We start from the raw sequence: 24,340 nt of genomic DNA, 5'->3' as shown, positions 1-24,340 counted from the left end.
CTCAAGCAGGCGCTTTGAAATTCGCTGAGCTGCTGGCAATTCATGCCGTACATAACCCCGAACTACCGCTTGCACTGAACATAAAGTCAGACGGATTGCAAAATGAACTGCTTGATCTGATAACTGTATTTAAATTAGTAAGCTTTTTCTTTTTTGATATGTCTATTCCTGATGCGTTAGGATATCGCCGCGTTGGGCTCCCTTTTTACACACGACATAGCGATATCGAGCCCGACCCAGTTCTTTTCGCAGAAGCAGCCGGTATTTGGCTGGATAGTTTCGGGCCGGACTGGGTAACAGCCGAGGTTATTGAGCGGCATCTGAAGGCGGGCAAGGCAGTCTGCCTGGTCTCCCCCGAACTTCATGGCCGCAATCATTTGCCGTTGTGGGAACGTTTACGGGTTTGGCCGGTTAGCCAGGATCAGGGTCTGACGCTGTGTACCGATCATCCTGAAGAAGCCAGGAGATTCTTCGCGTGACCAGAATCAAGGCGGTTGTGTTCGATATGGATGGCGTGTTGATCGAGGCCAAGGACTGGCATTACGCGGCGCTCAATAGGGCCCTGGGTTTGTTCGGGTTTGGCATTAGCCGTTACGATCATCTGGTTACTTATGACGGTTTACCGACCAGGCGAAAACTGGAAATGCTGACGCGGGAACAGGGACTACCGGCTATGCTGCATGATTTTATCAATGAACTGAAGCAGCTCTACACGATGGAACTGGTCTACGCCCAATGCAAGCCAAGGTTCTATCACGAATACGCTTTGGCTCGGCTCAAAAAGATGGGTTATCAAACGGCTGTGGCCTCAAACTCCATCCGCGCGACGGTTGAGGTGATGATGGCGAAAAGCAACCTGCAACGATACATGGATGTGATGTTGAGTAATGAAGATGTGACCCAGGCCAAACCACACCCGGATATCTATCTGCTGGCAGCGGAGCGACTTGGCCTACAGGCCGATGAATGTCTGGTGGTGGAGGATAACGAACACGGCATTCATGCCGCACAGGCCGCGGGTTGCCACTTGCTGGTAGTGGAAGAAGTCACGGAAACCAATTTTGCGAACATCATGTCTCGCATCGCTCAAATCGAATCAGGTACTGTAGTAACAGGGGTGGCGGGCTTATGAAGACGCTGCAATTACTACTGTTGATGGCCGGTCCGATCCAGGCTTTCTCGGAGGCGGGCTATCCATATCCAAAAAATCTCGTTGAAATTGCTGGCACTCCACTGATTCAGCATACCCTAGAAAGTATAAAAGAATTGCTTGGGCATTGTCTGTCAGTTACTTGCGTGATACCCAAAGGCGAAGACCGCAAACATCACACTGGGTCAGTGATTCAATTGTTAGAACCCCAGGCACGGATAGTTACTGTCGGAGATACGGCAGGGGCGGCATGCAGCGCGATCCTCGCCATGCACCAGATGGACCTCGATCAGCCTATGGTGATCCTCAATGGTGACCAGATTATCAGGGCCGACTTGGAGGTACTTCTTTCTGGGTTCGGTGCAAATGAAGTTGACGGTGGGATCGTGGTCTTTGAGGCTATCCATCCCCGCTGGTCGTTTGTCCGTTGCGATGAGGACGGGTGGGTCGTGGAAGCGGCGGAAAAAAGACCCATCAGTAATCTGGCCACAGCAGGTGTTTACTATTTTGCTACTGCGCGGGATTTTTTGCTGGCCGCTAAGGAGATGATCAAAAAGGACGCACGGGTTGATGAGTTTTATTATATTTGCCCTACCTACAACGAGTTGGTTTTGCTGCAGCGGCGAATTGCCATTGCCAAGATCCCAAAATCCGCCTATTGGTCACTGGCTACGCCGACTGGGGTAAATGCCTACGAGCAATTTCTGCTCGCTCAATCAGAATCAGGACATCGCCATGAAGCGCCATAAATTAGAAGAGATGACCAAAGGTTGGTTTATCGGAGACTTTGTCCCGACCCTGCATCTCACACGCGATTTTGAGGTCGGAGTTAAATATTACCGAGCCGGTGACCGGGAAGATGCCCATGTGCATCGAATCGCAACCGAATATACCGTGATTGTCACGGGCAAAGTGCGGATGGGCCAGCAAATCTACCAGTCAGGTGATATCGTGGTGATCGCACCGGGAGAGTCCACTGATTTTGAAGCCATCACTGATGCCGCAACGACAGTCGTGAAACTCCCATCCCTCCAAGGTGATAAGTATGCCGCAGCTTGAAACTTGGCCATTGAACATTGTGATCCCGATGGCGGGCCGCGGTTCCCGTTTCGTCAACGCGGGTTATACCACACCAAAGCCCCTGATCCCCTTGAAGGGCAGACCTATGATTCAGTGGGTGATTGACAACGTTCGTCCGGCGCGCCCTCATCGCTTTATTTTTATCTGTTTGCGTGAGCATCTCGATCGATATCCAGAGGTGGCGGATACCCTGACATCCCTGTGCCCCGGTTGCGTAATTGTGCAGTTGGCAGGGGTTACGGAAGGGGCCGCCTGCACGGTGTTAACGGCCAGAGAATTCATTGACACCCAGGCGCCACTGATGATCGCAAACAGTGACCAGTATGTCGATCTGGATATTAATGAGTATTTGGCGGTAGGTGACAGGCCAGGGGTGGATGGCTTGATCATGACATTCAATTCAGATCACCCGAAATGGTCTTACTGCCGGATGCGACCGGATGGTACGGTGAGTGAGGTGGTAGAGAAGCAGGTGGTAAGCCATGAAGCCACGGTCGGGATCTATAACTTTCGACGAGGGTTGGATTTCATTAATGCCGCGCGGCAAATGATTGAGAAAAATCTGCGCGTCAATAGCGAGTTTTATGTGGCGCCGATTTATAACCAACTCATCGAAGCGGGTGCCACGGTCGTCGTGAAGAGTGCAGGAGCAGATGGCGCGGGCATGTACGGGCTGGGTACGCCAGAGGACTATCACTTTTTTAAATCCTTTCTCGGAATAGATTGATCGAGGCAATTCATTTTAGGTGCATGAGGATTGATTCGGTCGTGACTAATAGTATGCGCCATCTTAACCCATGAAATAAGTAATAAAGCCGACATTGTAGCCCTATTTTGCAGTCAGGCGTAGCATAAACAATAAAAACTTTACGTGTTTGGTAGCTGAGGAAAAATCCATTTGAGTGGTCATGCTTACTCCGATGTAACGTTTGTTATCCAGGGCGCTATTGCTGTACATGGTCGTGAAAATATAACCATAAAATGTATAGAGTCGATAAAAAGATACTATTCGAAAGCATCGATTATTGTTTCAACCTGGACAGATCCTGGCCCTATTGACGGGGTGGTGATAATAGTCAATGAAGATCCAGGTCCTATACAAACCTCTGATCCATTCTTTTTAAATTACAACCGTATGATGAAGTCGACTGCGGAAGGTATTGCGCGGTCAAAGACACGTTACGTCGCGAAGATACGATCAGACTTTTGGTTTGGAGGGTTCTATCCAATATTGGAGGAATTTTCTAAGCAATGTTTTATTGATCAGATTAAATACCCATTGCTAAGCGCTAAGATCATGATGTGTATGCAAAGGCGGCACTATCGGCTATACCCTTTCTATATATCAGACTGGTTTAACTTCGGATGTAAGGAGGATATGCAAAAATTATGGAATGGTCGACTGGTAGAGACATCACGTGTAAGTTGTGAAGCAAGCTGGATTGGGCGTCTGATTTATGAATCAATAGGTTGTTCTGACAGTTGTCTGAACATGGATCATCTCTTCCATTCGGAGCAGCAATTATGTTTAGGATTTCTTAAAGCGGTGGGGGTTAAAGTCAGGATGACAGCACTGGTGAGGAGTAGTATTTTTGATTTGCTAGAAAGCTATTACATTCTGGGAGAACTATTTTGTGTAGTGGATCGCAATAAACTAAACCTGATTAGCAAAAAGCATTTAGTGGATAATCGGCAGGATAATCTCTATATTTGGAACATGGCGGTGAAGGCTGCCGATAGTTTTTTGGCAAGATCTTTGGTAACGATACAAGTTATTTATGAGTATCTTCAAATGGAAGTAAGTTATAAATCCACTCGTTTTCGACGCGTTGTGCGGAGGCTTTGGTCTTATGTCAGCAATCTCTAATGGAGACATTACATTCGTTATTCAGGGACCAGTCAGCTTTCATAACGATATTAATGTTACAGAAAAGTGTATTGACAGCATAAAAACTAATTTCCCTGGTGCCCCAATAATTTTATCAACATGGCCATCAAATTATTCGCGCTCTGATATATTGGTCTTATATAATCAAGACCCTGGGGAAATTGATACCACTAACCGGTATTTCAAGAATTATAACCGGATGGTGGTAGGGACACACAATGGCCTTTTGGCTGTAAGAACAAAATACGCAGTCCGTCTACGATCCGATTTTTGGCTGGACTCTACTTCTTGTCTAAAAGACGCGCTAGATAAAATAGACTCTCCCAATGTTAGACGCTTTGGTCTCGCCGCACGAGTTTTAATGGGAATGTCCTATGATAGAAACCCGCTTTTCCCTTATTACATTTCGGATATCTTCCATGCAGGTTTCCAGCGAGACCTTTTGCAGATCTGGAATGGAAAGTTAGTTGAAAACAAGAATAATATTACTATTTGTCGAAAATCATTTTTGGCATCTTGTTTATATGCTCCGCTTTATAAATGTGACGTTTCTGAAAGAATGGACTATCCTTTTCATTCCGAGCAGCAGCTTTGCTTGGATTTTTTGTTAAGAATTGGTATTAAATTCCGGTTTAGCGCACATGATGATGTTCGGTTTTTCGAGGTAATACAGAGTTATAAGGTTCTTTCCCAAGTCTTCTTGGCATGGTCTTCATATGAGCTTGGTTTAAGAAGTTATAAATACCCAGTGCCACATTCGGATTATGATTGCGTTACCTGGAAGTTGGCAGAAGCATATGAATTGAATATCAAGGCTAAGATAATTTTTTTGCTGCATTTGCTTCGGTTCTTTGTTATTAAACATAAAGCATATATCCGAGTAATGATCAGAGCGATAAAAAAATATATTAGCCTGAGATAATGTAAGTTAAACAGGCGCATATTAAAGACTACCTCGTGTATTACGCAGCTTTCATAAGAAAATGAAATCACCTCTTGTGTCTATTTTAATGCCTGTTTTCAACGCAGAGAGATATTTAGAACCTGCTATTCAAAGCATTTTGAATCAGAAGTTAAAAACTTTTGAGCTTCTGATAGTTGACGATGGATCGAACGATGAATCGAGTCAAATTATAAGAAGTGCCATGAATTCAGATCCTCGAATTAAGTTGCTAGAGCAATCTAATAGTGGAGTAGTTTTGGCTCTTAATCGTGCATTGATTGAGGCACAGGGTAACTACTGCGCACGCATGGATGCCGATGATATAAGTTTACCCGAGCGACTTCAAAAACAATTTAATTTTCTGGAAAAAAATACTGATGTGCTCGCGGTTGGCGGGCAAGGGTACATCATTGATGAAGATGGTGATCTTATATGCCCACTGCCTGTTTTAACCGATCACGATGCAATTGATGTTGATTTGCTCAATCGATTCAATAGTCGAGCAATGATCCATCCATCAGTTATGTTTAGAACAAATAAAATAAGAAAAATAGGAGGTTACAGAGAAAGCTATATTTGGGCAGAAGATCTTGACCTATTCTTAAGGGTTGCAGAAGTTGGCAAACTGGCGAACCTGGACTCTGTCGTTATTCATTATAGAAGACACGCAAAGTCAATATCTCACACAAGATCTGAATTGCAGCGAGCTAGTGCAATAAAAGCAGTAAACGATGCCAGAAGGCGCAGGGGCTTACCTCTTGTTAGATATTCAGGGAAAAGTACGAAAGCGACATCTTCAACTCGCCTAGACTACATGTACTTTACAGCCCTAAGTGCGCTGTCACATGGGTGGAAAAGAACATCACTAAAATATTTACAGAAGATGATATCGGGGTATGGATTAACTAGGCAGTCCATCAAGCTGTCTTTAAGAATCGTTGCGGCAGTAATTACAAAGCCCTATCATACAAAAAAGTTCCCCGCCATTGATTAAAAGACGCATTTTAATAATCCCCTCTTGGTATCCGCGCGCTGAAGACAAAATCAATGGCTCTTTTTTTCAGGAGCAGGCTAAGCTTGTGTGCGACCATTTTGATGTCAAGGTGTTGTTTTTCCGTTTTATTTGTCGCCCGTCGATACGTGCATTGCTGAAAACTCCAATAAACACGGCTGACGAATGGTTAAAGTATGTTTTCCAAAGCAAAACCAGAGCACGACTTCCCGATGACGAAGTATTCTCGAATCCGCCCCTCATTGAATACCGGATGCGGATTATTGGCTTGACACCACGTCAACGCCACCGAAAAAGGCTGGACGCCTATTTAGAAGCACTAGAGGAACTGAAAGCTACTGGTTGGAAACCCGATCTCATTCATTCCCACTCGGTCGATCTGGGCGGGCTGGTCGCTCAGCGGATCAAGCAAGTCTATGGGATTCCTTACGTAATTACGGAACACAGGCCGTTCGCGCTTTGCAATTACCCGGAGCACATGCGCGACGACATCAAGGGGGCGTTCAGAAACGCGGATATGGTTCTTTCCTTGAGTTATGACAAGGTGCGCCAGCTTGGCATGTCCGATATCGACGTCGAGCCCAATCTGATTTTCAATCTTGTCGATGAGTCTGTGTTCAACAAGCTGTGCGCGCCTTATGAACCAGGACACCCTTTGAAACTGATCTCCATCGGCGCTGCTTCGCATTTGAAAGATCATCGGACCCTGTTGCGGGCACTGACGATCTTGAAGGGACGGAACATTCCGTTCAAGCTGACGCTGATCGGGCTTAAGGTATGGGGCGGCCTGTATGAGGAGACGTTACAGTTCATCGTCGACCAGGGTCTAGCCGATGATATCACCGTCATTGATCGTATCGAGAGGCAGCGTGTCCCGGGGTATCTGGCAGCCAATCAGGTCTTTCTGTTGACCAGCATCGCCGAGGGCTTCCCGGTCTCGGTGCTCGAGGCGATGGCATGTGGTCTGTTCGTCGTGGCGACCCGGCATGGGGGCACGGAGGACATTTTGACGACGGAATCAGGTGTGCTGGTGGAGATCAAGAACTATTTGAAGATTGCCGACAGGCTCGAGGCCATTTATCGAGGAGACATCCAATTTGAACCGCAAGCCATCAGGGCGCATGTCGTGTCCCTGTGCGGAACCACGGCCTTTGGCCAAAGGCTGGCCGCTTATTATGAGCAAGCACTTGGGTGAGCCGATGGCCCATTTTGCTCATGCGCTTTCAGATGTGCAGAGCATCGAGATCGGTACCGGGACCAGGATCTGGCAATTTGTAGTCATCCTGCCCGGCGCCCGGATCGGCCGCGACTGCAACATCTGCTCGCATTGCTTCATCGAAAACGATGTGATCGTCGGTAACCGGGTAACGGTCAAGTGTGGAGTGCAGTTGTGGGATGGCCTTCGCCTCGGCGACGACGTACATATCGGCCCCAATGTGACCTTTACGAACGACAAATATCCCCAGAGTCGAAATGTCGACTATCCCTGCTTGCCGACTTGGGTGGAAGACGGGGCCAGCATCGGCGGAGGGGCGACGATTTTGCCCGGCCTGCGCATCGGCGCTGGGGCCAGAGTGGGCGCGGGGGCCGTGGTGACCAAGGATGTACCTCCCGGTGTGACCGTCGTCGGCAATCCCGCCAGGATCTTGATCAATTCGTGAATCGGAATGGCCATGCCCAATAGCCTGGACGCCTGTAAGATCGTCGACCTCCCGAAGATCCAAGACCCGCGTGGCAATCTGACCTTTATCGAGGGCGGCAATCACATCCCCTTTGATATTCAACGCGTCTATTACCTCTACGATGTGCCGGGCGGGGCGGAGCGGGGCGGTCATGCCCACAAGGAACTGCACCAACTCATCATCGCCATGTCCGGCAGCTTCGACGTGGTCCTGGACGACGGCAAGGACAAGAAGCGCGTCCACCTCAATCGCTCCTATAGCGGGCTCTACATCTGCCCGATGATCTGGCGGGAGTTGGACAACTTCTCCTCCGGCTCGGTGTGCATGGTGCTGGCCTCGAACCGCTATGCGGAGGACGACTACTACCGCGATTACGCTGCCTTCATGCGGGCCCGGTGGGGCGCGTGAGCGGCCCCTCGCGCGACCTGGGCGAGCCCGTCGGGTACGCCGTGCGTACCCTACAGAACTGGTTGGCGACGCATCGAGGCTGGGGGTGCGCCCGACAGATTCGGGAAGATGCAGGGCGGAACGCGCAGCGGTTCCGCCATCTTCTCCCCCCAGCGGTAGCAATCAGCCATGGATACAGCAATGAATACGTTAGTTAAGTTGCAACAGTTGGAATCACTCTATCGCCAAGGCTACCAGAGTGAAGTGGTGGATCGAACGCTGGAAAAAATGATCGCCCTGGAGAACGCACAAACCCGCCGGGAGCTGGAGATCATCGAGGCTGATTTGCAAGTCTATGAACGTCAATACCAGATGACCTCCCGCGACTTCCAGGAACGCTTTCACGACGGTGAGTTGGGCGATGGCGCCGACTATTTTGAATGGAGTGCGCTGTGTGATATGGCCCAAATTCTGCGCGAACGTCTGCACGCGCTGCAAAGCGAACGATGAACGAGGTTGGGCTCTATCTTGCTGCGGTCAAAACCCGGCTGGCGTTATCCAGTAAAGAGGTCGTACCAGGTCAGACGCTGAGCATTCTTGACTTGATCGGGTTGATCGAGCAGGAATTAGGATTTGTTCAGCCTTGATTGACACTATAGCCATCCAATGTGATAAAAATCTGAGCGGCTGGCCGGTCGGTCGTGCGGTGGGGAACCCGGCCAGACCCTTGACTCAGCCTTGAATGGGACCCGCCATGCTGTACAGCCTGGAGCAATGCCAACTCGTCGACCTCCCCAAGATCCAAGACCCGCGGGGCAATCTGACCTTTATCGAGGGTGGCCATCATGTCCCGTTCGACATCCAACGGGTCTATTACCTCTACGACGTGCCGGGCGGGGCGGAGCGGGGCGGTCATGCCCACAAGGAACTGCACCAACTCATCATCGCCATGTCCGGCAGCTTCGACGTGGTCCTGGATGACGGCAAGGACAAGAAGCGCGTCCACCTCAATCGCTCCTATAGCGGGCTCTACATCTGCCCGATGATCTGGCGGGAGTTGGATAACTTCTCCTCCGGCTCGGTGTGCATGGTGCTGGCCTCGAACCGCTATGCGGAGGACGACTACTACCGCGATTACACTGCCTTCATGCGGGCGCGGTGGGGCGCGTGACCGTCCCCTTTCTCGACCTGGGCGCGGCCTACCGCGAGCTGCGGCCGGAGATCGACGCGGCGGTGGCGCGGGTGCTGGCCTCCGGTTGGTATATTCTCGGCGAGGAGGTGGAGGCCTTCGAGGAGGAGTTTGCCGCCTATTGCGAGGCGCGGCATTGCATCGGCGTCGCCAATGGCCTGGACGCCTTGCACCTGGCCCTGCGGGCCTTAGGCGTCGGGCCGGGCGACGAGGTGATCGTGCCGTCCCATACCTATATCGCCACATGGCTGGCCGTGAGCCATTGCGGCGCCACGCCGGTCCCGGTGGAGCCGGACGAGCGGACCTTCAACCTGGACCCGCACCGCATTGCCGCGGCCATCACCCCGCGTACCAAGGTCATCCTGCCCGTCCACCTCTACGGCCAGCCCGCCGATCTGGACCCCATCCTGGCCATCGCACGCCGCCACGACCTCAAGGTCCTCGAAGATGCCGCGCAGGCGCACGGCGCCCGCTACCGGGGGCGACGGATCGGCAGCCATGGGGACGCCGTCGCCTGGAGCTTTTATCCGGGCAAGAACCTGGGCGCCCTCGGCGATGGCGGTGCCGTCACCACTAATGATGCCGACTTGGCCGACCGCCTGAGCGTGCTGCGCAACTACGGCTCGCGGAGCAAATACGTCAACGAGGTCCAGGGCTTCAACAGCCGCCTCGACCCGCTGCAGGCAGCCGTCCTGCGCGTTAAGCTGCGCCACCTGGACGACTGGAACGCCCGCCGCAAAGCCCTTGCAACAGAATACACCTCACGCCTCACCCCTAACGCCTCACCCCTCACCCCTAACCCCTCACCCCTCACCCTCCCCCAGGTCCCCGACTGGGCCGAGCCCGTGTGGCATCTGTTCGTCATCCGACATCCCCAGCGCGACGCCCTTCAGCAACGCCTGACCGCGGGCGGCATCGGCTCCCTCGTCCATTACCCGATTCCGCCGCACCGGCAGCCGGCCTATGCCGCGGCGGGCCATGGCGCGGCAACCTTCCCGTTGGCCGCGCGCCTGGCAGACGAGATACTGAGCCTGCCGCTGGGGCCGCATCTGGCGGTGGAGGATGCCGCTTGGGTGGTCCAGGGGGTGGTGGATGCCAGTAGGGTGTTGCTGGTGTAAGCGCACCGGGACAAATAAACTAACCGGTTTCAATAATTGATCAAATGACGCAACACTCCAGCCATGATCAGCGCCCGCTGGTCACCTTCGCGCTCTTTGCTTACAACCAGGAAAAATATATTTGCGAAGCAGTCGATGGTGCTTTGGGACAGACTTATTCTCCATTGGAAATTATTATTTCCGACGACTGTTCAATCGATAGAACTTTCGATCTAATAAAAGAGAAAGCAGCGCGATATGAGGGCTTGAGCAGTCTGAAAATCAATCGAAATGATCGCAACTTAGGAATTGCATCTCATATAAATAAGATTGTTGGATTAGCTCGGGGGGAAATAGTCGTTGTTGCTGCTGGTGACGATATATCTATGCCAGAACGCACGAGCGAGATCGTCCGGTTATTTTCAAATAATAAGCAATGTATGGGTGTCTATTCATGTGTTTTGCGGATTGATGAAAATGGAACGAGCTTAGGAATATTCTGTTCAAAAAACCAGACTAGTCGAGAAGACCTCGTGATGGCCGTCAAAAAGTTTTGCCCCGGTCTTCTGGGTGCGTCGCACGCATGGAGACGGGAAGTATTTGATTTTTTCGGTCCGCTCCACCCGAGAGTAATTACTGAAGACCGCGTTCTTCCGCTTCGAGAGGTTTTGCTTGGGGAAATATGCGAAATCCCGCACCCGTTAGTGCGGTATCGAATTCATGAGTTCGGGATATCGCAACAAAAAAAGCGATGGACCTACAACGAATACTTTCGATACAATTCAAAAATGTGGAAACAGACAACTGCTGCTTTGTGGTCTTATAAAAAAGATCTTATCAAATATTCAAAAAGCTTCGACTCTATTAGTGAATTAGAAATAACGGATGCGATTAAATCAGTAAATTTTTCTATGAAAAAGGCGGTCATATGTTGGAATTTTTACAGTATGCATGACGTTTTCCACCAGCTAAAGTTAATAGTATCGTGGATGATCTTAACTAGAGATTACAAGCAGAGCTTACGTTTTCTTGCTGCGCGTTTTTTTTCAGGACTGTATTTTTCAAAAATAGAGCGCAAATAACTCTCGTCATCAAGTGCCGAAAATGTCAAACTCTTGGGGTCTCCCGGCATAGCCGGGGGTTTTATTCTGATAATGAGGTGGTTGTAAATGCTTAAGTCTTTGCTTCGTTGGCATTCGAGTAGGCACTTGGCGGGATCAAGGTCTATTTTTCTCGCTGCGCAGATATACCGTGATGGTTATGTTTCCGCAAATAACTATGAGTCTGCATCTGATGGTGAGTACGCGCTTATACGTCGCTTATCGAATGAAAAGGTAACTACAATTTTTGATGTCGGCGCGAACGATGGCTCCTACTCTAAGATGATATCAAAAATACTAGGAGAAGCTAAGATATTCGCATTCGAGCTTAGTCCCATTACGTTTTCTCGACTGCAAGATAATGTAAGACATGACACCAAAATTATTCTTGTTGATGCTGGCTTATCGAATACAGAAGCGGAAGTAGCATTTCATCATGTAGACGAAAATCCTTCTTTAAGCGGTTTAGGTAGCCGTCCTTACTCAGTGGAGTCGCGGGTCCTTAAGAGTCGAGTCATTCGTGGAGATGTGTATGCGAAGCATGCAGGTATTGAATCTATCGATTTTGTCAAAATTGACGTGGAGGGTTTTGAAATAGAAGTTATTGAAGGGCTATCAGGCATATTGGACTCGGTCCAAATCGTTCAGTTTGAGTACAATGAAATGAGCTGGATGCGCGGCAATTTTTTGGACAAGTTTAGGGAAGTATTGCCTGGTTTTCAAATCGGAAGGTTAACACAAGGGGGGGTCATATGGGATCTATCGCTTCTTTCCAATGCGCATCTTTGTGCAGGAAACATGATTGCTCTAAACTCACGTTACGGAGTTCTTAAGGCTTTGCTTTCAAGGTTTTAGTATGAATACCCCCATGGAGCCTCGCTCGCAGCCAAATGAGTCAGTGGTTCTTGCGACTTTAGTAATTTATGCCTACAACGAAGAGCGTTTTATTTCTAAGGCAATCGAGAGCGCCTTTGCCCAGACCTATTCTCCTCTGGAAGTGGTCCTCTCTGATGATGGCTCCGCGGATCGTACTTATTGCATCATGCAGGAGATGTCTGCTGCTTATATCGGGCCGCACAAGATTATCCTGAACCGCAACGAGCGCAACATCGGTATTGGCAGTCAACTCAATGCGGCGGTCGCTAAATCAACCGGCGAACTCATCGTCCTGGCAAATGCCGATGATGTCTCTCTTCCCAATCGTGTCAGGGTCTTGGTGGAGCGATGGAAGGCATCGGATTGCCGGGCAAGGGTCATCACTAACGACCTTGCCTTGATTGGTGCCGCTGGACAGTCCCTTGGGCGTATAATGAACACCGAGACAATCTTTCAGAGCCTTGAAGATGGTGTCAGGAGGCGCTTCGGCGGAGTTGCGGCTGCATCGCTGGCCGTGCGCCGTGACGTGTTTGAAGCCTTTGGTCCACTACCTGACAACCTCCTCTTGGAGGATAACGCGCTGTATCTGAGGGCTACTCTGTTGGGCGAACGGGTTCATTTGCGCGAACCCTTGGTCAACTATCGCGTCCACGCCGACAATATCAGCCAGGCCTACGACCTGGTGGATTTCCAGGAATGGCGAACGCGGCATCATCGCAAGGCGATCTGGCAGAAGAGTGAGTCGGTCAAGGCGTACCTGCAGATGTTGCGCGACCTCCATTCCGTGCCGGCAGATTCCTGGCCAGTGGAGGACCTCAAGCGCGCCCGCTGGGCCGCCATGGAAAAACTCCTCGAGAACGCGATGCTGAGGGACTATTACCTTGGGGACGATACAGTCACGACCGGCCACCGAGTGGCTACTCTCCTGCGGCTCCTGAGGCTGGTATTCAAGCTGGCCATCAAACGAGCCTTACCCGTCATTGAGCGACGCAATGACTATTGGCATTATAGACAGGTTAGCAAGAAATGAGCGAGACGAAAGTATGAAGCTGGAATTCTCGAATACCAGGCTCACTTGGGCGCGCTCGATATGGAGTTATTCAAAAGTACAGGCGTTCATCGGTTTCTTGATACGCAACAATAGAACCTTTATCAGCCCGGAGGCGACACAATCAGAGCTTCTGAATATTGGGTGCGGTTCAAATATCGTAAATGGATTTATAAATCTTGATTATTCGTGGAGGCCTGGTATACATATCTGCTGGGATTTGAAGAATGGTATACCTCTTCCGGACCGATCGATGGTGGGCGCGTTCAGCGAACACTGTTTAGAACACTTGTCTTTGGCTAATTGCAAACACGTGCTGGGGGAATTGCATCGCGTGCTAAGGCCGGGTGGCCGAGTTAGGATTGTTGTCCCGGATGCGGAGCTTTATCTTAACGAGTATACGAGAAGTCGGGCAGACGGCCAATTTAATGCCCCCTACTTCGATGTCAACACAGATGAGAAAACGCCACTGATGGCGATCAATCGGGTGTTCAGGAATTTTGGGCATGAGTATGCTTACGATTTTGAAACGATGCAGGTGTTGTTAGCCGAAGTCGGCTTTTATGATATTGTGCATTGCGCTTATATGCGTGGTGCAGATGCCAGGCTTTTGATCGATAGCATAGACCGGGCCGTTGAGTCGCTTTATGTCGAAGCGACAAGGCCTTAGCGTTTCGCTTCAGTTCTTTTTCCATCAGCTTATCTTATATGTGTGGTATCGCAGGAATCATCGGCCCTTCCCTCGTTTCATCCGAGGCGTTGCTAGAGGCAATCCTGCCTAGGCTTATCCACCGTGGTCCCGACGGCGCCGGCACCTGGTCCAGCGTTTGCGATAGGGTGCACCTTGCCCATCGTCGCCTGTCGATCCTCGACCTGTCCGAGCGCGGCACCCAGCCGATGTCAGACAGCAGCGGGCGCTATGTCATCACGTACAACGGCGAGATCTACAACTATCTGGAACTGCGTGCAGAGTTGCAGCGCCTAGGCCATGTCTTCCACACCGGCACCGATACCGAGGTGATCCTGGTCGCCTACCGGGCCTGGGGCGAGGGTTGCCTGCAGCGCTTCAACGGCATGTTCGCCTTTGCGTTGTACGATACCGTCACGCAGTGCCTCTTCTGCGCCCGCGACCGCTACGGCGAGAAGCCCTTGCTGTTCGCGGCCGGGCCGGCGCGCTTCGGCTTCGCGTCGGAATACAAGGCCCTGCTGGCCCTGCCGGGCATCGCACCGGACTACGACGAGTTCCGCCTGCTGCGCGGTCTGCACAATGCCAGCATGGGGCTGGACGGCGATCGGCAAACGGTCTTCAATGGCATCCAGCAGTTGCTGCCCGCAGAGGCGATGGTGCTGGATTGCCGAACCCTGGACTATCGGATTTGGCGTTACTGGGACCTGCAGCCGCGCGCGGAATTGGCCGCACTCTCTGTGGCCGACGCCGTCGCCCAGTTCCGCGAGCTGCTCACGGACGCGGTGCGCATCCGCATGCGCAGCGATGTCCCGGTGGGCTCCTGTCTGTCGGGCGGGCTCGATTCCAGCGCGATCGTCAGCCTGATCCGCCGGTTCATCCATCCCGAGGGCGAGTATCACACCTTCACCGGTCGCTTTCCGGGCACCGCGGCGGACGAATGGCATTATGCCGAACCGGTGATCGCCGCCTCCCGCGTGACCAGCCATGTGGTACTGCCGACGGCGGACGGCCTTGCCGCCGAGCTGGCCGAATTTATCTGGTACAACGAGTTGCCGGTGGGTTCGTCCAGCCAGTATGCCCAGTACTGCGTGTTCCGGCTCGCCAAGGAGCAGGGAATCACGGTGCTATTGGATGGCCAAGGGGCCGATGAGCTACTCGGCGGCTACGAGCAATACTTCCGCTTCTATGTGCAGGCCCTGACCGAGCGCGGCGAGACTGAGCGGCTAAGGCGGGAACTCCCCGCGATCCGGCAGCGCTACCCCTTGGCCCTGACCCCGCCGGCCCGCGGCTGGCGCGACCGGCTGCCCTTCGGCCTGCGGCGCTGGCTCTCCCATCGGCTGGGTATCGGCACCAACCTGCTCTATGGCCTCAAGCCCGAGGTCGCCCGCCGCGTCGCGCAGGAAAACCAGCGCGGCCGGGTCGCGCGCTTCGACGCCCTGAGCAGCGCCCTTTATCAGGACTCCTTCAGCATGTACCTGACCACCCTGCTGCGCTACGGGGACCGCAATTCCATGGCCCACTCGCGCGAGGTGCGGCTGCCCTTCTGTGACCACCGCCTGGCCGAGTTGGTTCTGTCCCTACCGCCCCAGTACCTGATGGGCGAGGTGCAGACCAAGCGCCTGCTGCGCGAGTCCATGCGTGGTATCCTTCCGGAGGAGGTGCGCACGCGCTGGAACAAGCAGGGCTTCCGCCCCCCGCAGGAGAGCTGGTTCCAGGGACCGCTGCTGGCGCTCGCGGAAGACCTGCTGCATTCGCGGTCCTTTTGCGAAAGCGCTTACTGGGATGCCCCCTGGTGGCACCGGGTGCTGGAACGGCTGAAGCGCGGCGAGACGCAGTTGGGGTGGGCGCTCTGGCAGCCCTTTATCGGTGAGGCGTGGAAGCGCGATTTCGTTGGGCGTTGCTGATTGATAAGTACATGAACCTTGTCTTCGTCAATCACATGCACCCCACAACGCCGCACGTCTCCGGCATGCGCTCCTGGTTTTTTGCAAGAGAACTGGCCAGGCGGGGGCATCGGGTCGTTCAGCTTTGCGAGTGGCGCGAAGGGACGGAAATCGCGCCGCCCCCAACTCGACTGGCCCAACGATTGCGAGCACATGACTGGGCGGAGCCACTGTTGCTGGCGGTCCGGCCCCTGAGGCGCGCCTTGCTGGACCGCATTCGCTCGACACGTACGCCGGTTATGCTGCGCAAGGCACTGGTGACCTGGAGCTATCTCAGGCATTCCGGGATGTTTACGGATTTCAGTCAAGCGACTCAGCCGTACCTGACGGTCCTGGCGCGGGAGTTCCAACCCCAAGCGACTTGGGGGCTGTTCGGCAATACAGACTGCTGGCTCATCGCCCAGCGGCTGGGGCGGTTGGCGGGCTGCCCGTGGGCGGCAGACATGAAGGATTCCTGGGAGGTCTTCATGCCCAGTACCCTGCAAACAATCATCGCCCGCCGCTTCAGTGATATGGCTGCCAGCACCGCGAATGCCGAATTCAATGCCCAGGTCCTGTCACGGTGGTTCCCGTCGCAACCATGCGTCGTTTACAGCGGCGTGGACCGCTCGTTTGCAGACGCTGCGCCGACTCGACTCGATCAGGGCGTATTCCGGCTAACCCTGACCGGTAGTATTTATGATCATGGAAGCCTGGAAGCGTTCATCGACGGCTTATCGGAATGGCTGACGAAACTTACGGGGGTTAAGCCAGTTGGGGTCGAGATCGTTTACGCTGGTGGCGATCACGCTATAGTGCGTCCAGCCCTGGAGCGTCTCGCGGGATTGGCGCGGGTGGAGGCACATCCCTACTTGCCCTTGCCGGAGCTCGCGGCCTTGTGCCGGTCGGCGGCGGTCAATACCTACCTATGGGATCCCAACTGCTTTCATCACAAGCTGCTGGAACTCCTCGCCTGTGGCCGACCGGTGCTGGCCTTTCCAGGCGAGACCGAGGAGTCGCGCGGACTGGCGGCGGACACCGGCGGTGAGCTTTTCTGCTGCGCCGCCAGCGCCGATCTCGCCGAAACGCTCGATCTGATCCGTGGGCGGTGCCCGGCGCCAGCCCCACATGACGTCTGTAGTGCTTCTTTCACCTGGGCTGCCCTTGCGGTGCGGCTGGAGCGGGTCTTTCAGCAGGTTACCCGGCAGACCAGGGTATGAAGATTGCCATTGCTACGACCGGCCGATTCCATGTGCTGGATTTGGCACGGGAGTTGGCTGCACTCGGTCATGAGGTCGCCTTCTACTCGATCTTGCCGCGGAGCCGGACCGCCCGCTTTGGCCTGCCTGTGGCGGCGCACCGGGGCTTGCTGCCATGGCTGCTGCCCCTGGTGGCGGCGCAGCGCTATGGCGGAAAGGGGGTGCGTCGCCAGCTCGCCCCGCTGATGCTCGCCGCGGCCGATCGACTGATTGCCATCAAACTGGAAGCCTGCGACGTGTTCATTGGCATGTCGGGCCTGTGCATCGAAAGTGCCCGTGCGGCCCGCAACCGCTATGGGGCCAAGGTGTTTATCGAACGCGGCAGTCGGCATGTGTTATCGCAGCAGGCGATTCTGGATGAGCTAAGAGACCGCGGCTTGCCGTCGGAAACTGTAACCAGCCAATACATAGAGCGGGAGTTGGCTGGGTATTCACTGGCTGATCAGGTGGCCATACCCTCACTGCACGTCGCGCAGAGCTTCCTGGAGCAAGGGTTCCCGGTCAGCAAACTATTTCGCAATCCCTATGGCGTCGATCTTGACATGTTCATGCCCACGGTCGCTCCCGCCAATGAGCCGCCAAGGGCAATCTATACCGGCGCATGGTCTTATCGAAAGGGCTGCGGCCTGCTGGTGGAGGCCGTTGCGCGTTTAGACGGCGCGGTGCAATTGCTCCATGTCGGCGCGGTGGCCGACGCCCCTTTGCCGCTCCAGTCCTGGTTCCAACATCAGGATGCAGTGGCGCAGTGGCAGTTGCCTACCTGGTACGGGCGTGCTCAGGTCTTTGTCCTAGCCTCGCGAGAGGAAGGTTTGTCGCTCGTGCAGGCCCAAGCCTTAGCTTGCGGGCTACCGGTCGTCTGTACCGACCGCACCGGCGGCGACGATCTAGCAGAACTGACTGGATTGAAGGAAGGCATTTTCGTGGTTCCGCATGATGACCCTGATGCCTTGGTCAACGGCATCCGTCAGGCCGTGGATTGGGCACAGAGCCGCTTCCCTGTCGGAGTAGCCCGTAATCTCTTGGGTGAGGCACGGTCTCGACTATCGTGGCGGGCTTATGGAGAACGCTACTCCAGTAAACTTGCAGCGATGCGAAGTCGATGAACCTTTGGATTTCTCCGATTTCGTGAAAATCCTCTGACATGGCTGTTGCCAACATTAAGTGCAGCGCTATGCCTGGACTATTTCTGGTTATAGCTTTCACCTTACCGGATTGCTAAGGAGGTTGCCTGGATATGCCTGCTGTCTACATCAAGAACAAGAGAAGTATAGCGAGCATTCTCAAGATCGCATTAATTCCTGTTATTAACGGTTTTGCCAAGTACGCATGGCGTTCGATTCCAAGATCAGCCTATCTGGGTGCATCGCCAATACGCTTAAACCTGGCGATAACAAGAAAATGTAACGCGAATTGCGTATTTTGCGCGTATCAATTCGCTCGAAAAGAAGACACGGTCCATATGTCAGATGCTATATTCAAACTTGCTTTGCAGAGGATGCGGCATGCCAGAATCAGACAAGTCATGATGTCCCCAAATATCGGTGAACCGCTTATGGCTCCGATGTTCATGGACAAGTTAAGCCAGTTGAGAGCGATTGGTGTCGATCAGATCGAAGTGACAACGAATGGTCTTTTGCTGCATAGGACTGATGCGCGCAAATTTCTGCTTAATGGGCCGGATAAAATCAATCTTTCGTTTGCTGGGTTCGATCAGGCAATGTACGAAAGAGATTACCGGGTCCGCCACTTTGAGCGAACGCGTGACAGTATATTGAAGCTTTTGCGCGAAAATAGATTGCTCGGCAATAAACGAGAAATAAACATCAGGCTGCGGGGAGATTTGCCCGTTGATGTTTTGCTTGCGGCCCCGGAAATGGAAGAGGTGATGCAACTCGCCCATAGCGTGGAGGTTATGACCGAGGTGGACGATTGGCTGGGGCTAATTACCAAGGACATCTTGCCTGAAGGCTATATCCTTCAGAAAGAGGCGCCCGAACTCACTCTGCGTCCCTGTATGCTATTATGGGACCTGACAGTTCATCCTGACGGGGATATCCATCTGTGCGCATGTCGCAATGTCTATGGCGACCCCCGCCTGCATATCGGGAACATCAAGGAAATGGATCTTGTCGAAGCACATGGAAAGATTGGAGACATATTGGATGAATGGGAATCGGGCAATGTTCCAACCACATGCAAGACCTGCTCCATGTATTGTGATCCAGCCAATGGGCTGATAGGCCGACGGCGCGAGATACGACAGGATGCGGCATTGAAATCCTGATGTGGCCCTCACCAATTTACTGGCAAACTGAACATTGAAATTTCTGAGCTATGGAAATTCCAGATAGAGCTTACATTCAGCTAAAGCATTGGAATGATCAGGCATTTGCTGAGTTCACGAAGACCGATGCCATCTACTTCACGCGGGAACTGATTGTTTCAGGCGTCGAACTGGGGAAGGATCTCCGTATCCTGGAGATCGGGTTTGGCAATGGAGCGTTCGCCGGGTGGTGTAGGCATAGCGGTTTCGATTATACAGGAACAGAGATCAATCCAGATCTCCTTGCGTGTGCCAGAAAGCAAGGTTTTGAAGTGGTTGATGGTTCAGAAAGCCTGTCCACGCTCGAGTGTCGGCAACACTTCGACTTGATAATCGCTTTCGATGTGCTTGAACACTTGGCGATTGACGATATCTACGTCTTGCTGCAACGATCGCGCTGTCTCTTAAAGAAAAAGGGACTATTTGTGGCGAGGGTACCCAGCGGGGATAGCCCGTTTTCCGGCTTCTATCAATTCGGCGATGTGACCCATCGGTCCCTGCTGGGTTCGCAGGCGGTCGCGCAATTAGCAGCAATATCCGGTTTTGACGTGGTCCAGGCGCGGGCGCCGGTTCTTCCTTTGAAGGGGGTTGGTTTATTGCGTTACATGCGGCGAAGCATGATGTTGCTGGCTCGCAGTGTGGTAAGCCAGTTTATTCGCACCGTTTTCCACGACAATCAGAAATCAGTGATCACTGCAAACATGACGATTGTGCTCTCGGTGCGGTGAAGCTTCGTCAAAAGTTCGTTGTCGAACTAAATGGATTCAATCCCTGATTTTATTGGATGAGGATAGTGCGGGAAATGTGATTTATTTGAGTGAATACCCTTCATCCACCTTCTCGCCTGCGGGCGCAGGAGGTGCCAAGTGTCGTTGTCCCGTTGTCCCCTCGAGTAGAAGTATAGATGCAACCGTATCGCCTGGCGGTGTTGAATTCGCACGTCATCCAGTATTTCGCCCCGCTCTACCGCCGTCTGGCGCAAGAGACGGATATCGATCTGACTGTTTATTATTGTAGCCGCCAGGGTTTGGATGCCTATGCAGATGCCGGGTTTGGCGGCCAACAGATACAGTGGGATGTTCCGCTGCTGGAAGGCTATCGCGCGGTCTTTCTGGATAATCTCCGTCAAAGTAAAGGAGTCGGAGGCTTCTGGAGCCTGATCAATCCTGGGATCTTAGACGAACTTCGACGCCAGCGTTATGACGCGCTCTGGGTTCACGGCCATAACCACGCCACCTACCTCATGGCTTATACTGCCGCGCGTCTTGCGGGTACCGCGATCTTTGCCCGTGGCGAAACGCATCTGCTGCTGCGGCGCTCTGCAGTCAAACGCTTACTGCGCCGCCCGCTGCTGCATTGGTTCTATGCCCGGTGTGATGCCTGCCTTGCCATCGGCAGCCGCAACGCGGATTTTTATCGCCATCATGGTGTGCCGGACCGGAAGATTTTCCCGGTGCCCTATGCGGTGGATAACGCACGCTTTATGGCATTGTCGGATGCCGGCCGGTCACGGGCCGCGGCGCTCAAGGCCGGCCTAGGGTTAGGGTCTGAAGTGCCGGTTCTGCTCTTTGCCTCAAAGTTCACCCAGCGTAAGCATCCGTTGGACGTGCTGCGCGCCAAGGCGGCACTGCAAGACAGGGGTCTGGAGTGTGCGCTGTTACTGATCGGCGCCGGCGAGCAGGAGCGCTCACTGCGCCAATACTGCCGGGAGCGGGGACTGCGTGATGTGCAGTTCCTCGGTTTCCGCAACCAATGTGAACTGCCAGGCTTTTATGCGCTGGCGGATATCTTCATTCTTCCCTCTGAGAGCGAGCCTTGGGGCCTGATCATCAATGAAGTGATGTGTGCCGGCGTGGCTATTGTTGCAACCGAGGAAGTCGGCGCTGTTGCCGACCTGGTGCGGGCCGGTGACAATGGCCTGCTGTATCCAGCGCGGGATATTGGCCGACTCACGGACCAGATTGCATCACTGCTGCAAGATCCCGCACGGTGCCGCCGCATGGGCGTGCGTTCGCGGGAGATCATCGCCGACTGGAGTTATGAGCAATGCGTAATAGGGGTCAAGGCTGCGCTGCGGGCAGTGCGCCCGGAGGGGGGCTGAACCATGCGGGTACTGTTGGCGGGTATCTTTAAACAGGGGCACTTGGCGGCATCTTATCGATGCGCCTTTGAGTCCTTGGGCCACGATGTCATTGCATTCGATGTTGAGGCCCATCGGACCGATCTGGATTGGTGGCTACGCAGCCGGGTCGGTCATCGACTCTCCATTGGCCTTCAGTGGGCCCGGCGAGCCGGCTCCTTGCGCTATAACCAGGCGTTGGAGGCGGTTACCGGTGAACAGCGGCCTGACCTGGTGCTCGCCTTCAACGGCGAATGCGTCATGCCGGAGACCGTGTGCAACATCCGCCGGCGTGGTGTACGCTTTGTCATTTTCCATGCCGACAACCCGATGCCGCCACACTATAACGCGCGGCCGGAGACCCTGGAGGCGGCCAGTGCGTGCGATGCCTTCCTGATCTGGAGTCCTGCGCTGGTGGTGAAACTGCGCGCAATGGGTATTCCGGCGGGCTTCCTTGCGTTTGGATGGGATGAATCGGTATTCCCCTTCCAGGGTTTTCCTGCCGTTTCAGACGGGGATGTCGCCTTTGTGGGCGGGTGGGACCCCCGGCGCGAGGCCTTTCTCACGGAGGTCGCCCGGCATTTCAATCTCAAGATCTGGGGGCCGCCATATTGGGGGCAGCGGAGCCGGCGCAATGGTGCTGCGCGCCGTTGCTGGCAGGGCAGGGCGCTCGATGGCAGGGAGGCCGCGGCGGTGTTTGCCCGCGCGCGGATCAACCTCAATGTCCTGCGCCCCCAGCACTATGTGGATGGCGCAGCCGATGGTGTGATCATGCGAACCTTCGAGGTCCCGGGCGCCGGGGGCTTCTTGCTGGCAACGCGCAGTGGTGGGGCGACTACGCTGTTTCCGGAGGGGGAGTCGGCGGGCTATTTCAACGACATCGACGAGTGTCTGACGCAGATCGAATACTATCTGGTGCATGACCGGGAGCGGACTGCGGCAGCGTGCCGGGCTCACGCGTTGGTCGACGCCAGGCATCATTACACGCACCGCGTCACTGATCTGCTTGCTCTCATCGATTGAGATGTCTTCGTTCCCGGCAATGTCAATTCAGTCAGCAATCCCATGAGCGCAATACCTCCTCCCTTTCAGCCCGGGATGCGCTTTGTCCGCCGCGAGCGGCGAATGCTACAGGCGCAATGGCTTTTTGGTCTCTTTGTCGTGGTCATTGTGATATGGGCAAATTTTTTCAATTCATACGTCAAGACTTTTGAGACACTGTTCTTGGCGTCAGTCGTTATCCTGCTGGGTCTGTGGCCCTTGTACCGTTGGATCGGCAATCCCGGGCGCGACGCCATCCCCGTGCTGCCGATGCATGCAGGGTTCATGGCGCTGAGTTTCGGGTTCGCCGGCTTGATGCCCCCGGGACAGATGTTTACCTTGGATTGGACCAGCGAGGGAGAGCGCCAACAGGCGCTGGTTATGGCCGGACTGGGGTTGTTGTCTCTCTATCTCGGGTATCATCTTGCGCGGAGCATAGGCAACAGCAAAAGAGTAAGCGTTTCCTGGCCCTTGGTTATTCTGCCTGCGGCGTATTCTTTCCTCGTTTACGTTACCGTTCCAGCGGTTCTGGTCATAAAGTCCTTGGTGTCTTTTGCGGGTCTCAATATACTTTCCGAGGTTGTTGACGCAATATGTACTTTTGTGGTGATCCTGGTCATACATGCGGCATTCTCCGGCGCACTGACAAGAGTAGCGCGGCGTATTGTCCTCTTTGGGCTGATTCCCTATCAACTGATTATCGCGGGCGGTTTGGCTGGTGGCACGATCGCTGGGACTTTTGTCTGGGCAGTCGTGGTCGGTCTGACCTATGTCGTAACCCGGCGACGTGTTCCCTACCAGTGGATACTGGCAGCGGCGGTACTGGTCTTTCTGTTGCAGCCCATCAAAGGCGAGTATCGGGCGCTGACTTGGGGAGAAGACGTCGATTGGTCGGCCATGAAGCGCATCCAGGTCTGGGTCGAGATGGGGTTGTCTTACTATCTCGACGATCAATCCTCGGGCGTTAACCAGGTTAGCAAAGGAATGGAAAAATCTTATGATCGCGTCAATCATCTCATGGTCACGGCGGCGGTCATCGCCGACACGCCGAGCCGCCAACCATTCCTTTATGGTGAAAGCTATTTGCCATTGCTGACGAAGTGGATACCACGCCTTATTTGGCCGGAAAAGCCCCGGGAAGATTTGGGTAACCGCTGGGGGCGGCAGTATGGGTACCTCGGCGAAGATGATTTTGGAACCTCGTTCAATCTTCCATGGCTTACGGAGATGTACATGAATTTCGGCGCACTTGGGGTGTTTGGCGTGAGCTTCCTGCTGGGCGTCGCCTTTCGCTATCTGAGCGTTCATTTTTGGACTCGTGCGCGTGATGCAGGCACTTACGCCTTTGGCATGGTCATCGGGATCCCGCTGTTTTTCGTCGAGAGCAATCTCTCGCTGCTGTTTGGGCAGTTGATCATTTCCGCTATCTCGCTGGTTATTGTTGCCTATGTGGCTGCAAGATTCTTTCCGAGTCTCTTCATATGGAAGCATCGTGATACCCAGCGGAATGGTATTCGATAAACGACTGCTTCGGCG

The 24,340-nt window shown here is 53.6% G+C and carries 27 protein-coding genes; all 27 read left to right on the top strand.

The features are described 5' to 3' along the window. Positions 1 to 14 precede the first annotated feature (14 nt). The 27 genes from THSYN_RS25195 (at position 15) to THSYN_RS25075 (ending at position 24,325) form a co-directional block, all read left to right on the top strand. Positions 15 to 479, top strand: a complete 465-nt coding sequence (locus THSYN_RS25195; protein WP_216644628.1) for a PI-PLC domain-containing protein — start codon at positions 15 to 17, stop codon at positions 477 to 479. Next, positions 476 to 1,132 carry an HAD family hydrolase gene (locus tag THSYN_RS25190; protein WP_100921557.1) on the top strand — a complete coding sequence of 219 codons (657 nt, stop codon included), beginning with the start codon at positions 476 to 478 and terminating at the stop codon, positions 1,130 to 1,132. Before THSYN_RS25195 ends, THSYN_RS25190 begins: the two co-directional genes overlap by 4 nt. After that, positions 1,129 to 1,899: a glycosyltransferase family 2 protein gene (locus THSYN_RS25185; protein WP_100921556.1), complete on the top strand. Its 771-nt coding sequence runs from the start codon at positions 1,129 to 1,131 to the stop codon at positions 1,897 to 1,899. The genes THSYN_RS25190 and THSYN_RS25185 overlap by 4 nt, the downstream gene beginning before the upstream one ends. Further along, positions 1,886 to 2,209 (top strand): hypothetical protein, encoded by a 324-nt coding sequence (locus THSYN_RS25180; protein WP_100921555.1) that lies wholly within the window; start codon positions 1,886 to 1,888, stop codon positions 2,207 to 2,209. Before THSYN_RS25185 ends, THSYN_RS25180 begins: the two co-directional genes overlap by 14 nt. Beyond that, positions 2,196 to 2,957 (top strand): glycosyltransferase family 2 protein, encoded by a 762-nt coding sequence (locus THSYN_RS25175; RefSeq protein ID WP_100921554.1) that lies wholly within the window; start codon positions 2,196 to 2,198, stop codon positions 2,955 to 2,957. The genes THSYN_RS25180 and THSYN_RS25175 overlap by 14 nt, the downstream gene beginning before the upstream one ends. Before the next feature lie 171 nt (positions 2,958 to 3,128). Beyond that, positions 3,129 to 4,097 (top strand): WavE lipopolysaccharide synthesis family protein, encoded by a 969-nt coding sequence (locus THSYN_RS25170; RefSeq protein ID WP_157817924.1) that lies wholly within the window; start codon positions 3,129 to 3,131, stop codon positions 4,095 to 4,097. Continuing rightward, positions 4,081 to 5,040, top strand: a complete 960-nt coding sequence (locus tag THSYN_RS25165) for a WavE lipopolysaccharide synthesis family protein (RefSeq protein WP_100921552.1) — start codon at positions 4,081 to 4,083, stop codon at positions 5,038 to 5,040. The genes THSYN_RS25170 and THSYN_RS25165 overlap by 17 nt, the downstream gene beginning before the upstream one ends. 61 nt (positions 5,041 to 5,101) lie before the next feature. Then, positions 5,102 to 6,055, top strand: coding sequence for a glycosyltransferase family 2 protein (locus tag THSYN_RS25160; RefSeq protein WP_100921551.1), 954 nt, complete (start codon positions 5,102 to 5,104; stop codon positions 6,053 to 6,055). Next, positions 6,048 to 7,268, top strand: coding sequence for a glycosyltransferase (locus THSYN_RS25155; protein ID WP_157817923.1), 1,221 nt, complete (start codon positions 6,048 to 6,050; stop codon positions 7,266 to 7,268). The genes THSYN_RS25160 and THSYN_RS25155 overlap by 8 nt, the downstream gene beginning before the upstream one ends. Further along, positions 7,249 to 7,734: an acyltransferase gene (locus THSYN_RS36910; protein WP_269467347.1), complete on the top strand. Its 486-nt coding sequence runs from the start codon at positions 7,249 to 7,251 to the stop codon at positions 7,732 to 7,734. The genes THSYN_RS25155 and THSYN_RS36910 overlap by 20 nt, the downstream gene beginning before the upstream one ends. 6 nt (positions 7,735 to 7,740) lie before the next feature. Then, complete coding sequence (locus tag THSYN_RS34995; RefSeq protein ID WP_216644627.1) at positions 7,741 to 8,163, top strand: sugar 3,4-ketoisomerase; 423 nt, start codon at positions 7,741 to 7,743, stop codon at positions 8,161 to 8,163. Between the two features lie 180 nt (positions 8,164 to 8,343). Beyond that, the gene (locus THSYN_RS25145) at positions 8,344 to 8,652 is read left to right on the top strand and encodes a hypothetical protein (protein WP_157817922.1); all 309 of its coding nucleotides are present in this window, start codon (positions 8,344 to 8,346) and stop codon (positions 8,650 to 8,652) included. Beyond that, positions 8,649 to 8,789, top strand: coding sequence for a hypothetical protein (locus THSYN_RS34315; protein ID WP_157817921.1), 141 nt, complete (start codon positions 8,649 to 8,651; stop codon positions 8,787 to 8,789). Before THSYN_RS25145 ends, THSYN_RS34315 begins: the two co-directional genes overlap by 4 nt. Positions 8,790 to 8,896: 107 nt before the next feature. Continuing rightward, positions 8,897 to 9,313 carry a sugar 3,4-ketoisomerase gene (locus THSYN_RS25140; protein ID WP_100922591.1) on the top strand — a complete coding sequence of 139 codons (417 nt, stop codon included), beginning with the start codon at positions 8,897 to 8,899 and terminating at the stop codon, positions 9,311 to 9,313. Beyond that, complete coding sequence (locus tag THSYN_RS25135; protein ID WP_100922590.1) at positions 9,310 to 10,449, top strand: DegT/DnrJ/EryC1/StrS family aminotransferase; 1,140 nt, start codon at positions 9,310 to 9,312, stop codon at positions 10,447 to 10,449. The genes THSYN_RS25140 and THSYN_RS25135 overlap by 4 nt, the downstream gene beginning before the upstream one ends. Before the next feature lie 44 nt (positions 10,450 to 10,493). After that, complete coding sequence (locus tag THSYN_RS25130; protein WP_100921548.1) at positions 10,494 to 11,510, top strand: glycosyltransferase; 1,017 nt, start codon at positions 10,494 to 10,496, stop codon at positions 11,508 to 11,510. Positions 11,511 to 11,597: 87 nt separating this feature from the next. Next, positions 11,598 to 12,383, top strand: coding sequence for an FkbM family methyltransferase (locus tag THSYN_RS25125; RefSeq protein ID WP_100921547.1), 786 nt, complete (start codon positions 11,598 to 11,600; stop codon positions 12,381 to 12,383). A gap of 1 nt (position 12,384) precedes the next feature. Then, on the top strand, positions 12,385 to 13,434 hold the full coding sequence (locus THSYN_RS25120) for a glycosyltransferase (RefSeq protein WP_100921546.1): 1,050 nt from the start codon (positions 12,385 to 12,387) through the stop codon (positions 13,432 to 13,434). A 13-nt stretch (positions 13,435 to 13,447) separates the two neighbouring features. Continuing rightward, entirely contained in the window at positions 13,448 to 14,122 is a 675-nt protein-coding gene (locus THSYN_RS25115; RefSeq protein ID WP_157817920.1) for a methyltransferase domain-containing protein, read from the top strand. Between the two features lie 38 nt (positions 14,123 to 14,160). Then, positions 14,161 to 16,044, top strand: coding sequence for an asparagine synthase (glutamine-hydrolyzing) (gene asnB, locus THSYN_RS25110; RefSeq protein ID WP_100921544.1), 1,884 nt, complete (start codon positions 14,161 to 14,163; stop codon positions 16,042 to 16,044). Next, positions 16,038 to 17,282: a glycosyltransferase family protein gene (locus THSYN_RS25105; protein WP_157817919.1), complete on the top strand. Its 1,245-nt coding sequence runs from the start codon at positions 16,038 to 16,040 to the stop codon at positions 17,280 to 17,282. The genes asnB and THSYN_RS25105 overlap by 7 nt, the downstream gene beginning before the upstream one ends. Next, entirely contained in the window at positions 17,279 to 18,424 is a 1,146-nt protein-coding gene (locus THSYN_RS25100) for a glycosyltransferase family 4 protein (RefSeq protein ID WP_100921542.1), read from the top strand. Before THSYN_RS25105 ends, THSYN_RS25100 begins: the two co-directional genes overlap by 4 nt. A 131-nt stretch (positions 18,425 to 18,555) precedes the next feature. Next, complete coding sequence (locus THSYN_RS25095; RefSeq protein ID WP_100921541.1) at positions 18,556 to 19,605, top strand: radical SAM/SPASM domain-containing protein; 1,050 nt, start codon at positions 18,556 to 18,558, stop codon at positions 19,603 to 19,605. A gap of 50 nt (positions 19,606 to 19,655) precedes the next feature. Beyond that, on the top strand, positions 19,656 to 20,372 hold the full coding sequence (locus tag THSYN_RS25090; RefSeq protein ID WP_100921540.1) for a class I SAM-dependent methyltransferase: 717 nt from the start codon (positions 19,656 to 19,658) through the stop codon (positions 20,370 to 20,372). 176 nt (positions 20,373 to 20,548) lie between these two features. Further along, on the top strand, positions 20,549 to 21,745 hold the full coding sequence (locus tag THSYN_RS25085; RefSeq protein WP_100921539.1) for a glycosyltransferase family 4 protein: 1,197 nt from the start codon (positions 20,549 to 20,551) through the stop codon (positions 21,743 to 21,745). Between the two features lie 252 nt (positions 21,746 to 21,997). Continuing rightward, a complete protein-coding gene (locus tag THSYN_RS25080) occupies positions 21,998 to 22,786 on the top strand; it encodes a CgeB family protein (protein ID WP_157817918.1) in 789 nt (262 codons plus the stop codon). Between the two features lie 42 nt (positions 22,787 to 22,828). After that, entirely contained in the window at positions 22,829 to 24,325 is a 1,497-nt protein-coding gene (locus THSYN_RS25075; protein ID WP_157817917.1) for a hypothetical protein, read from the top strand. Positions 24,326 to 24,340 lie beyond the last annotated feature (15 nt).

The sequence above is a fragment of the Candidatus Thiodictyon syntrophicum genome, from assembly GCF_002813775.1.
In the GTDB taxonomy this organism is placed as follows: Bacteria; Pseudomonadota; Gammaproteobacteria; order Chromatiales; family Chromatiaceae; genus Thiodictyon; species Thiodictyon syntrophicum.
This window is presented reverse-complemented; position numbering and strand designations above follow the sequence as displayed.